A 12778-nucleotide genomic window follows, 5' to 3' on the forward strand; every position below is an offset into this window, starting at 1 on the left:
CTGTCTAATTTTTAGGCTAAAATTTATTAATAAGGGGGATTATGGACTATGAACATTCGTAATTCCAAGATAACTATACATGAGCTTTTTGAATCGCAAGCTAATCTACATCCAGATAATTTAGCTGTTATTTATAATAATGAATCATTAACTTACAAAAAATTTAATGAAAAATGTAACCAATTGGCACACTTTTTACAAAAACAAGGTATAAAAGCAGAAACGCCTGTTGGTTTATGCATGGAACGTTCAATAGAACTTTTAATTGCCATGTTTGCCATTCTAAAAGCGGGGGGCGCTTACATTCCGCTTGATCCCAGCCACCCTGAAGAACGTATAAGTAGTACGCTAAATGATAACCAAGTCCCCTTCTTGCTACTTACAAAAGATTTAAATGAAAAATTTCGCTCTTATCAAGGTCAGACTATTTCCCTTGATTTCAGCGAATTAAATAATTCTCCCTCATTAAATTTAAATACTACAAATCAAATTGAAAATTTAGCTTATATTATTTATACATCAGGCTCTACCGGTAAACCTAAAGGCGTTTTAATTGAGCACCAAAGTGTGGTTAATTTTTGCCTTTGGTTCGGTGATTTTTGTCATTGTCAAGCCAGTCAGCGCATTGATTTTTCATCTAGTCATGCGTTTGATATGGCAATCGCTAATACCCTTGTACCCCTGATGTTAGGTATGACCATTGTTATCTGTGATGATGAGATTAAAAAAAGCCCAACCTCTTACTTAAAATTTATTAAAGTCAATCGTATTAATGTCATTAAGTTAACGCCCAGTTTTTTTCGGGTATTATTGTTTGAAATTCAAAGTAATTTCATTGAACTACCTGATTTAAAGCTTATTGTTTTAGGCGGCGAACTTTTACATACGCTTGAATGCGCCTCTTGGCTTACACATTATCCACATCATAAATTAATTAATGAATATGGTCCGACCGAGGCCACTGTTGGCGTGTCTTTATTTAGGGTAAGTAATGCAGGCCTTCATTCTTTACGCCCAGATGTTCCCATTGGCAAGCCTGGAAATAACATAGAGCTTCATCTTTTAGATAAAGATTTAAATCCTGTTCCAACGGGTGAAGTGGGTGAGCTTTATATTGGAGGTCTTTGCTTAGCACGAGGTTATTTTAATCAGCCACAAATAACGCATGAAAAATTTATTAACAACCCTTTTAAACAAGAATCTAATGCTCGTTTATATAAAACAGGCGATCTATGCCGTCGTTTAACAGATGGTAATTATGAGCTTTTAGGTCGTATCGATCACCAAATTAAGATCCGTGGCTTTAGAGTTGAACTGGGTGAAATAGAACGGTGTATCACAAGTCATCCTGCCATTGGTGAAGCTGTTGTAATTGCCCGCCCCGATCACCTAAATGAGAAGCAGTTAATTGCTTATTTCACTTTAAAGGATAACCAGGTAAATCCTGGTACTCATCAAATTAAACACTATCTTAAAAGATATTTGACCGAATATATGATTCCAGCGGCTTTTATAGCAGTAGAGGCGTTTCCACTCAATGCAAATGGTAAATTAGATAGAGAAGCCTTGCCTATACCTGAATTTCAGCCTAACCGTCGCTATTTAGCCCCAACCAATGAGTTAGAAGAGGCTTTAACTGAAATATGGGCTGAAGAATTTAATTTAAACCCAATTGGCATTCATGATAATTTTTTTGAATTAGGCGGGCATTCCCTTATTGGCGCTCGTATTCTGACCAAGATAAATCAAATGGTAGGAAAAAATTTAACCATCAAAGAGCTATATCAAGCCCCAACTATTGCGGAATTAGCAATCATAATTAACAAGATAAAATCTATTAATCAGAAAAATCATATAAAAAATTCACTTATAACTTCTAATATCATACCTTTAAGCCATTTTCAGTTATTACTATGGCTTTCTAATACCTTTGAACCAAAAGTAAAAAAACTAAATATTATTTCACGGAAACGTTTGCAAGGCGCTTTTAATAAAGAAGCATTCCATAATGCATTAACTATTTTATTAAAAAAACATGAAGTACTTTCTTATTACATCTGTAAATTTAAATCTGGACAATATTTACAACGTAACTTAGTCCTTATACCTGAAGAAATTGACCTACAAGAATATGATGAGAAACACAGTAATCTGGCTTTAACTAATTCAGTTTTTGAACTACTTAATTACCATCTATGGCCAAAAGGCAAACCTTTGCTCAGGGTAAAAATATTCTATTTAAAAAATAACACCACTGAACTTCAAGTATGCTTGCCTCATATGATTTCAGATGGTGCTTCTATAAACGTACTTTGGTCTGAATTATCTAAATATTATCTTGCTTTTAATAAGTTAGAACCTACTAACAATATAGGGAATGCTAAATCCTATCGGCAATATTTAGAAAATGAGCTTATATTAGCTGGGTATTCAGTTAAAGATCATCAGTTTTGGCTAAATTACTTAAAGAATGCTGGCTTTATTAACTTTCCTCCGCAATATATAGTCAAAAATATGGCTAAAGCTCAGATTCCCTATTCCACTTATTTAGAGTTACCTGAGAAAGCTATTAACCATTTAATTCAATTTTGCGCGCATTATCATTTTGGGTTAAATGAAGCGTTGAGCGCTATCTTAGGGAAAGCCTTAACTAAGATTTGTCAAACTAAGAAAGAAACAATTTTTATTAATATTGTTAAATCAGCGCGGGATAATCCTTTATATGATAAAACGATTGGCTGCTTTTTAAAACTTGAGCCAATTAAACTAGCTTTAAATCAAAATTCTTCACTATTTAATTTAGCTCGTCAGGTACAAAAAGCAATTATAAAGACAGCGCCTTATCAACAGTGCCCAGCCTTACTTAAGCTTGCTTGCGTTAATTTTAAAACTGTTTCTCATAATCGCTTAATCCATTTTATAACGAAAATAGTTATGTCTTTGTATGCTAAACTATTTCCTTCTCTTAAATTAAATCCTAATGTGTTAAGTCAAGTAGCAAACCTTACTGCCATGAAAAAACGTCATAAATTTATTATCAACTTAAATGTTTTAGATAATTTTTTTCATAGCCATAAAAACAAAAAAAATCCACCTATTTTTGGCTTAAAAAATAAAAGTATTGAGACTATACAATATGATTTATTAAATATTGATTATTTTTTAGATATTTGTTTTCTAAGTGATTATAACAATAACCCTTATCTAGTTATTTCAGCTAACTTATTGCCTGAATTTCGCGAGCTATTAAGTAAGGAAATAATTCATATTATGCTCAATGAAACATTAGAAAAACCTAGTGTAGTAAAAAATAAAATTATTTAGATCCATTCTATACATAAGTCTAAATACCGTTAAATAGTAAGTGAGAGTTAAATAATTTTGCTAATTTAACGATTTTTTTGTAAGGGTTTGAGCGATAAAAATAATGTTTTCTAAGTTAAATTCAATATGTTTATCATAAAGTTGCCTCTTTATTTCTACCCAACGTGGCTCTGAACGAATAGATTCAAGTAAATCGTGTCCAAGCCAGGTAAGCCGAATTAAATGAAAGCCATGGGGAGAACCACCTGGCGTTTTATGAATTTTTCCTATCAATATCCCTGCTTCTTCAAGTATCTCTAAATGGTAGGAAATTTCGTGATGTGTATCTATCGGAAAGACATCTAAATTCAACAAAGCATTAGGCTCAAGTTCTTCTACTTTTAGTAGGATTGATCGAATCATATCCCAATTACGTTTCATAATTTACTTAACTTCTTTACTTAGCAATACAAATAGTATAATTACTCTATAATTATTTTGCTTAAATTAAAATTTATTTTTTAATTTTATCTTATAAAGCGGATATAAAATTTGAAATTTACTTATTCAATTAAATGGCTATTCATTTTAATAAACATTTACTAGTTACTAAAGAGGGCATATGCCCTCTTTAAAATTAGTTATTATAATTGTGTCACATATAGCTCAGCTTTACATGTTAGGAGCATCTCCCTGCCCCACTTCCTCTACTACAGCAGCTTGATTAGCTTTAGAAGCCTCACCTCTTTGCTTGGAGCCAAACAAGCTATCTCTAGATATAATTGAAGAGTTATCATCTTCCTCTTTAGAATCTTCTTTTACTAAGCCTGGATCTGCTTGAGACGCTTCATCTCCTTGGTTTAAAGGCGATTTAACTTTAGGTACTACGGGGCTTGGTAAAGCACCACCTTTTTGTTTTAAAACATTTACCACTTCTTTAGCTATAACATAATGGGCATTTGGGATGATTTTTTCAGCATCTACTAGAATATCTTCACTTGAAGAAAACAATATCTTTTCAACTGATTTTGGAGCGCATAACCTATCTAAGTTTTCACCCTTTAAAAAGTCTGGATATATTTTTGAACTCGCTCTTCCTAAATTGACGTCGGAAGAATAAATAACGTGATTTATCTGGGATTTATTTTCTGGGTCTGTTAATATGTTTTTGACTCGATCTTGAACCCAATCTGCTACATCATCTTCTTGGCCACTTTCAAAAATTTTTCGCTCTGTGATTACTTTTTTAGATCCATCTCCGAGTTTATTCAAATTGAAAGCAATAACAGATCCACCGCCCCCATTATTATGGGTACAGTAAATAAATAAATTATTATTTATGATTTTATGATGAAATTCTATGGGAATTGGCATTTTTTTTAACCTCAATAAGGTGCATATTTATGCATATAAATAACTTTTAATCCTTATAATATTACGATGTAATTTAATAAAAAATTTACTCGTCCTTAATATAATTTAATTATAAATTTTTTTTCTTAAGGAAATATTATTTATAAATATATAAATTTTTTTATTTTTAAATAAATTTAATTAAATATTTTAATATAATTTAAAGTATTATTTTTGATTTTAAATTTAATAGAATTTACTTACTCAATAGGGGAGAAATTATTTATAAATAGCTAGCTGATTTTTAATAAAATAATACTATCTATTTACCAACAGAATGCATGGATTCTTGCTTATCTTGCTCTTCATTATTGCCTGATTCTTCATATTTTCTTTTAAATAATCTAGACGACAAATTAATTGTTTTTTGGTCCTCAATGGGGAAGCTATTTACTTGAGGAGTTACAGGTTGAGCTATAATAACGGGTAATTTTACCTTATCTTCTTTAACTTTAAATAGGCGATTATCTATCGTACCGGTATTAGTCGTTGCCTTGGGATCTTCGACAATCGTTGGTATAACCACGTCCCTATAAGTCACTTCTATGGGTTTATTTAAATTTGGAGTAACTACTAGAGCATCTTTTTCCTGTTTTTTGGAGTCTTCTATGTTACTTAATTGCTGAGTTGCTGGGGTAATTAAAAAAGTCTTAAATCTATCTTTTACCTTCTTGGGTAGCTCACTCGAATTTATTATTTCAGCATCTTTTATAAAACGTTCAATCGCGATCGCTACAACAATTGGACAAGAGGAAAACAGAATTTTTTTGACCTTGTTAGGGGCAAATTGTTTTTGAATATAATCATCTAATAAAAAATCTGGGCAATATGGGTCACCTGGCCGCCCTAAATTAACATCAGAAGCAAAAACTACTCGTTGTACTCTAATATAATCAGGCTCATTTTTAATAAGTCTAAATTGTTCTTCTAACCAAGTTGTAATTTGTGCGTAAAATGCATTAATCATTGATTGTTCTGACTGTATAGCTTGAAGGGCATCAAGTTCTAATGGTAGTACCTCTGGAAAGTCGATTTTTTTGATTCTAAACAGAAGTTTAGTATTTATAGTATTAGGATGACTATGACTACAAAGAATGAATAAATCAGTACCTAAAACTTTATAATTTAATTTAAAACACATTTTAGCTTTCATTTAATAATCCAAGTAATAAAATACCAATAGCGACCAACCTGTTTTCTAATTTATTCTTATTAACGATTACTGTTAATCCCCTAATAACTTTAAATTAATATTTAATTTGCCATTATCTTTTTTCCAAAAAGTCAAATAATTGTACTATTTTTTCTAAAATTAATCAATATTTACAGTTTTTAATACATAATTACATATCTTAAAAGCCTATTTTCAATAAAGACTATTCCCTAACTCCTGGCATCTATATTGCATTATGTTAATCCTCTAAGGATAGGATTAGTTGAAAAAACGGATTAAATAAGGAGAAGCTATGTTGAAGGGACGGTTTTGTAGCCGTATTCAGCTGGTTTTACTGTTTCAAATTCTTTTTTCTTTACCATCATTTGCCGCTGAGAATGATACTTCACAAATTGCTGACGAGGAAGTTCAGCGCTTCTCACAGGCCCTTTATCAAATAAAACAAAATTATGTAAAGTCAATCAATGATGATGCTTTATTTAATAATGCTATCCGGGGCATGTTAAGTGGTCTTGATCCGCATTCAGCATTCTTAGATGAAAATGACTTCAAGGAATTAGAGCTAAATACACGTGGGAACTTTGCCGGTATTGGAATAGAAATTACCCAGGAAGAGGGTTTACTTAAAGTTGTAACACCACTCGTTGACACGCCTGCATATAAGGCTGGCATTAAAGCTGGTGATTATATTGTTAAATTAGGCGCAAAAACTGCTCAAGGCTTAAGTTTAACTGAGGCAGTCAATATTATGCGAGGTGCAGAAGGTACACCTATTGAGCTTGTTATTCTTCGTAAGGGAGTTAATAAACCCTTAACTTTCTCTATGACTCGTCAAAAAATTCAAATACAGAGCGTACAAAGCAAATTAATTGATAATCAATTTGGATATATTCGTTTATCACAATTCCAAGAATTAACAGGCAAAGATATGCGTAACGCTATAACTAAGTTACAAGGGCAAACCAAAAATAAGCTAAAAGGGTTAGTGCTTGATTTACGTAACAACCCTGGTGGATTATTAGATAGTGCTGTTGAGGTCGCTGATGCGTTTATTGATAACCAACAAGCAGATAAAGGAATTATTGTTTATACAAAAGGACGATTACCTGAAAGTAAATTTACTGCCATTGCTACACCTGGCGATATTTTAGCAAAAGCTCCCCTAATTGTATTAATAAACAATGGCTCAGCATCTGCTTCAGAAATTGTAGCAGGCGCATTAAAAGATCATAAAAGAGCGATTATTGTTGGAAGCAAAAGCTTTGGTAAAGGCTCTGTACAAACTGTATTACCCTTAGATGACAAACATGCCATTAAGTTAACAACAGCTCTTTACTATACACCATCTGGTACTTCAATTCAGGCAAAAGGAATCATACCTGATATCCAAATTGATGAGATTGCTATTCCTAAAAATGAAACACAGAAAAAAATATTACACTTTTCTGAACTCAACTTAAGTAGACATTTAAAAAATGAAAAAAATAATTTAGAAAAAACTGCCCAATCTTCAAATGATTTAACAAATCTACTCTACGAAGATTTTCAACTTTACTCAGCACTCACTATTTTAAGGAGTATGAGCCTATCAAGTTAATAAAATAACAAATAATTTTTATAACTAAAAATAGTCTCAGTTAAACAATTGCTGTGTCTTTTCTAAAGATATTAAAAGCAGGATGGGCCCGGCCACTTTTTTCAAATAATACGCAATAATTTTGTCGCTTTATCGGATCATGTTCTTTCGCGCATAACTCCTGATAAGTTGCCATTGCTGTATTTCCTGTTGCAGGCGCAGCAAATGAAGCTAGAGGAGATAAAAATATTAAAATAATAAATTTTTTCATATTAACCTTTGTAGTATTTTTAATAATTAGATTTATTTAACGAGAAGAGGCAACTTTATAAAACTCAGTAAAGTTAAATCATGCAAGCCATTAGTCGATTACATGCTTTTTTATGTTAAGGCCTTAAACAATTAATAAAGCCTTAAACATCTATAAATCTTACTAAAAAAAGTAATTATCGCTCACTGTTTTCAGCTTTTTTTGCTTGTTTTTGGTGTGCTTTCCACTCTTTATCCTTTGCAAAAACATAACAAGCCGCTTCTTCAATAAAGAAACTAATATCATCAATTTGTGACCATTGACAGTAAGCTTCTATCTTTCTTAAAACTTCACTACTTAATTCTACTTTAACTTTTTCTTTCTGATTAAAGCGTGCTTTCGATATGAGAGCCATTACATTCCTCTTCAATAAATAGTTATTAAAATGATTTAAAATAAATTCATATTTATAAATTTTGAACAGCGCCCTGTGAGGGCACCTATTTTTTACTATAAATAAGTTTGAAAGTCATTAATTTTTTTAATCTGTTTTTTACAGGTAAAAAATAAATTATAAATTATCTTATACTTAAAATCATCAATGTTTTTTAAATCACCATATAGAGAAAAAAGCCAACTTCTTTTATACTGCGCAACGATATCTTTTACTTATATATCATAATTTTTGTTAAAGAGAAAATAACATGCCAAATTTAAAGAAATCTGCCTATCTAGCACTTAGCGGAGGAATGGATTCAAGTACATTGTTACTACATTTATTGGCAAGAGATTATCAAGTTAATGCAATTTCATTTCTATATGGTCAAAAACACAAAGTTGAAATTGATTGTGCAATAAATTTAGTTAAATATTTAGCTGAAAAAGGATATAAGATTAATCATCATTTAGTGCATTTAGATGGCTTAAGTGAACTATTATTTTCAGCACTTGTTGATGGTGGCGATGTGGTTCCCGAAGGTTTATATGATGGCGAAAATATGGCTGCTACAGTAGTACCAAACCGTAACAAAATTTTTATTTCTATTCTGCAAGCAGCAGCACTCTCACGAGCTGTAGAAGACAATACCACTGTTTGTGTAGCCTTAGGTATCCATTCAGAAGACCACGCTGTATACCCTGATTGTCGTCCAGAATTTGTTAATACAGATTATCAAGCCTTTCAGGCAGGTAATTGGGATGCTCATAAAGTTATCAATTATATGCCCTACTTACATAGTGATAAGTATGGCATCTTAAAAGATGGAGAAGAGGCTTGTAGGCAATTAAATTTAGATTTTAATGAAATTTATAAGAGAACTATTACCTCTTACAAGCCTAATACAGAAGGAATTTCCGATTATAAGTCGGCCTCATCTGTACAACGAATTGCAGCCTTCATTCAATTAAATCGCATTGATCCAGTATTATATGCTGATGAAAATGGCATTGCTGATTGGAATACTGTAAAAGCGCATGTTTTATCAGTTTTAGAAGAAAATAAAATTAAAATTAACTTGTAATTTTAAAAGTGGTCATCTTTAACAGCATGACCACCAAATATATTAAATTATTAACAATAAAAGCTAATTAAAAGAGATATTACTCACTTGCTAATTCAATCGCAAATGCTAATCCTAATTTACTAAAATTAGCCATATGCTCTGGCGTTAAACGATCCATTGTATCCTTAGATGAATGGATATAGGGATTATGATCTTCAAAGCTTGTTTCACAAGGAAAAGCTGCAGGAATTCCTTCATCATCCCAAGAAGCATGATCGCTACAGCCATAACCGCAATACGATTCTGCTACTGGAACACCAACATAAGTCTGAATTAATTCACTAACGAAATTTGTTAGAGCACGATCAGTATAATCTTTAAAAACCCACATAGTTGGGTCATTACGATCATTACGGAAGCCTGTCATATCAAGTTGCATCACAGCCTTAACTGGAATAGATTCATCTAGAAAATGTTCTACAACATATTGAGAGCCAACAAGCCCACGCTCTTCTGCAGCATACCAAATAAAATAGATAGGCCTTTTAAATTCATAAGAGGATTCTAGTAAAACACGAGCAACTTCCATTAAACTAGATGAACCACTACCATCGTCACCAGCGCCTGGCATTCTACCATCTAACGTATCCATATGAGCACCAATTACAATAGCGGGCGCTTTAATATCTTTGCCCAGTACAGTTACCAGCGATGGCTGCTTATAATAGCTACCTGTTTTTACAAAGTAAGTCTCAGTATCACTTCTTTTTGCACCTTTTGCTAACTCTTCAAATTTAGCCTGTAACCATTTAGCTGTTTGAACACCTGTATCTTTGGTTGCTGAGCGATTCTCATAGGAAGTTAAATGAGTTAATGTTGCCATAATAGTTTCAACGTTAACTTTGCCAATGGCTGCAGAGACTTCAGCTTGATGCTGAATAGGGTAAGCATTTTGACGAGCTAATAACGTTTTTTTAGGCGATTTAACTAATAAATGCTGTGCCTGTTTTTGACGACCCTGCTTATTAGTACTTTGAATACGATGAGTAATATTCGTAAAACGTCCGCACTTTACTTTATCAGCAATAAGAACAATTTTTTCTAAATCATTAGCAGGTATGTCTATAATTCTAAAAGAATTATTCTCTGCAATGACAGTATAGTCTGAAGGTAAGTGTGCTGCTAAACACTGAGGAACTTTTAGTTGCTCTGTTTTCGCGCTAGTTTGTGCTATTGCTGGGTTAGCTAACAAAAAACTTGCTGAAAACAGAGTCATCCATGAGTAAGAACGCATTATTGCTCCTTTAACTGTTAAAATCATTTCGATGGTACCTCATCAATATAAATATGGAAATTGATTTTTAAGTTACTTACCCCACAAATTGATTATGAACTGAATGAGTAATGGAAAGGTTTACTGCAAAATTAACAATTTTTAATTTGAAATTCTGTTTTCTAATCCTTCTGGTTTCATTTTAACCTAAATGGTATTGATAATCATTTTCATTTGTTATAAAGTTACGCCTTCGCAAAATGTTTACTTGGTGAACAATGAAAACAAAAAAGATTCCTTATTATTTATTACTAACTCTCCTAACCTTAGGTGCAAGTTTAATTATTGGTTTTTTAAGCTTCGGTGGTATGTATGCCATATTGCCATTATTACCTTTAGCTTTTGCTTCCTTTGGTTTATCGGTGGCCTATGAAGGTGAAATTTATTTACAAAATATCAAAGGTGCTTTCAAAAAACTTTTTAAAAGCGATTACTTAACCCGCTATTTAGCAGATGAATTTTTATTGCAGCATTTTCCAGATACAGACGATAAAGATTGCCCACAGTTTTTTAAAGATTATGAGACACAATTAAAATTATTAAACAAATTTAGTCATAAGAATTTAGATAAAGAAAGCCTTGCGCGTAAAAAGAAAATAGAAAAAACCATGTCTGATATGCGCAAATGGTTTGCTCTCCAACTTTATAAAAAGCCTAATGAAGCTGATCTTGATACTTATAGTAAATATAAGATTCAATTGCAGTATTGGCTTGCTAGACATGGGCAACAAGAAGCAATAGAGAAATTAGCCTCTCGTACAACCACGTTTAAAGGGGTGCGAATTTTTAGCGCGTTAGCTGGGGCATTTATGGGATTGGGAACAACTTACCTTTTAGTTGGTGGATTCGCAACTATCCCGCTGCTTGCAAGCCTTCCTTTTACCTTTTTACCTCTTGCTATTGTCCCTATGGCAATTATTGCCGGTGCTGCTTATGGCTTTCTTACTTATAATGCCGTAACAGATATGATTAATAATGATACGTTACGTAAGTGGTTTTTTAAAATTAAAAACAATTTTACTAAAGAAAACGCTTCAGAGCACAAGATACGTAATGTCTTTTTAGCAATTACTGCCGTTAGCTTACTAGCGCTTACGGTAGCACTTACAATTTGCACAGCTGGAACTTGGTGGACCGTTGCTAAAACTGCCCAACCTCTATTTACTTGGATGGGTAAAATGCCAGCATTCATTATGGGAATTATTAACCCTATTATTACGGGTACTTCAACACTTATTTTCAATCTGCAAAATACGAGTGAATCGCTAGAAATGATAGATGGTTTGACTCGTACTAAGGGAAATATTTTTACTAAAGCATCTACATCAATTCAAAATGCTTTTCACAAACTAAAAGAACATGAAAATTGGTTACAATTATTTAACCCCGCTCGTATTCTTCTTAAATTAACCCTTACGCCATTAAGAATACTGCTCTTTTTAGGACATTTAGTTAGTATTGGGGTTACCTCTGATAGAGTACCAGGTGTCCCTGAAATTGTTTCTGCCCTTTTAGGTATTATCAGTGAAGGTTTTGAAGATGCGCATTATTTCTTTGAACAAGAGCATGTGCATAATCATAAACATACGGATCATTATCATCAAACAAAGGACTTACTCAAAGAACAATTACAACCTGGTGAAGGGCATACGCATGAAGTTGATTTGCCATCTAGGGTTTTAAAAGTTGTTTTTTCACCTTTATATTTATTGGCTGCACTTTGGGATTATGCGACAAGCCAACGTAATAAAGATGGCTCAAAACATGCTTTAAGCTTTAAAGAAGCTTGGAATAAGCAAACTGGACAACAACCTGTCGAAAATGTTCAAGTTACATCGGAAGAGCAAAAATTATCTTTAGACTGGCGTGTTGAACAAGCTGATTATCGAATTGAAAGCTTTAAAAATAAGCATTTAAAAGGTGTATTGGTTAATTCTAAGGTGGCCCAAGAAAAAGAAGCTAAACTTACTGCATTACAAGGCGAAGTTAGAAAAAATGGCGCTCAGCTTAATCCTGCAGCCCAAGTTAGAGAAGCAGCTCACGACGCTACTTACCAAAAACACCGTTTCTTTAACAAGAAAACAACAACCACTGAATTTTTAGAAGATCTGGCTGAACGTGTCTCACCAGCAGCATAAGAAGACTTTATTCTTAATAGTTAGAGCAGTCCATTTGACAAATGGAATGCTTTAACTAGCTTAATGAAATCCACACTAATTAACGTTCG

General features: G+C 32.6%; 10 protein-coding genes. 4 read left to right on the forward strand and 6 right to left on the reverse strand.

The window, feature by feature from the left end:
* Positions 1 to 48: 48 nt before the first annotated feature.
* Entirely contained in the window at positions 49 to 3324 is a 3276-nt protein-coding gene (locus tag DYH30_RS14440) for a non-ribosomal peptide synthetase (RefSeq protein WP_115332318.1), read from the forward strand.
* 60 nt (positions 3325 to 3384) lie between these two features.
* Here DYH30_RS14440 and DYH30_RS14445 read toward each other — a convergent pair whose 3' ends face one another.
* From DYH30_RS14445 to DYH30_RS14455, 3 genes are all read right to left on the reverse strand, one after another.
* Positions 3385 to 3744 (reverse strand): DUF2513 domain-containing protein, encoded by a 360-nt coding sequence (locus DYH30_RS14445; protein WP_115332319.1) that lies wholly within the window; start codon positions 3742 to 3744, stop codon positions 3385 to 3387.
* Between the two features lie 231 nt (positions 3745 to 3975).
* Positions 3976 to 4677: a hypothetical protein gene (locus DYH30_RS14450; protein WP_115332320.1), complete on the reverse strand. Its 702-nt coding sequence runs from the start codon at positions 4675 to 4677 to the stop codon at positions 3976 to 3978.
* Between the two features lie 301 nt (positions 4678 to 4978).
* Positions 4979 to 5869 carry a hypothetical protein gene (locus DYH30_RS14455; protein WP_115332321.1) on the reverse strand — a complete coding sequence of 297 codons (891 nt, stop codon included), beginning with the start codon at positions 5867 to 5869 and terminating at the stop codon, positions 4979 to 4981.
* 313 nt (positions 5870 to 6182) lie between these two features.
* Here DYH30_RS14455 and DYH30_RS14460 point away from each other — a divergent pair, with 313 nt between their 5' ends.
* Positions 6183 to 7487, forward strand: a complete 1305-nt coding sequence (locus tag DYH30_RS14460) for a S41 family peptidase (protein ID WP_115332322.1) — start codon at positions 6183 to 6185, stop codon at positions 7485 to 7487.
* A 40-nt stretch (positions 7488 to 7527) separates the two neighbouring features.
* Here the strand turns inward: DYH30_RS14460 and DYH30_RS14465 are convergent, their stop codons facing one another.
* Both DYH30_RS14465 and DYH30_RS14470 read right to left on the reverse strand, forming a co-directional pair.
* Positions 7528 to 7737: a hypothetical protein gene (locus DYH30_RS14465; protein ID WP_115332323.1), complete on the reverse strand. Its 210-nt coding sequence runs from the start codon at positions 7735 to 7737 to the stop codon at positions 7528 to 7530.
* Between the two features lie 175 nt (positions 7738 to 7912).
* On the reverse strand, positions 7913 to 8131 hold the full coding sequence (locus DYH30_RS14470; RefSeq protein ID WP_115332324.1) for a hypothetical protein: 219 nt from the start codon (positions 8129 to 8131) through the stop codon (positions 7913 to 7915).
* A gap of 289 nt (positions 8132 to 8420) precedes the next feature.
* Here DYH30_RS14470 and DYH30_RS14475 point away from each other — a divergent pair, with 289 nt between their 5' ends.
* Positions 8421 to 9236: a 7-cyano-7-deazaguanine synthase gene (locus DYH30_RS14475; RefSeq protein WP_115332325.1), complete on the forward strand. Its 816-nt coding sequence runs from the start codon at positions 8421 to 8423 to the stop codon at positions 9234 to 9236.
* A gap of 79 nt (positions 9237 to 9315) precedes the next feature.
* Here the strand turns inward: DYH30_RS14475 and lapA are convergent, their stop codons facing one another.
* Complete coding sequence (gene lapA / locus DYH30_RS14480; protein ID WP_115332326.1) at positions 9316 to 10512, reverse strand: aminopeptidase LapA; 1197 nt, start codon at positions 10510 to 10512, stop codon at positions 9316 to 9318.
* A 257-nt stretch (positions 10513 to 10769) separates the two neighbouring features.
* Between lapA and DYH30_RS14485 the strand changes: the two genes are divergently transcribed.
* Positions 10770 to 12689, forward strand: a complete 1920-nt coding sequence (locus DYH30_RS14485) for a hypothetical protein (RefSeq protein WP_115332327.1) — start codon at positions 10770 to 10772, stop codon at positions 12687 to 12689.
* Positions 12690 to 12778: the final 89 nt, after the last annotated feature.

It is taken from the genome of Legionella busanensis, assembly GCF_900461525.1.
GTDB lineage: Bacteria > Pseudomonadota > Gammaproteobacteria > Legionellales > Legionellaceae > Legionella_C > Legionella_C busanensis.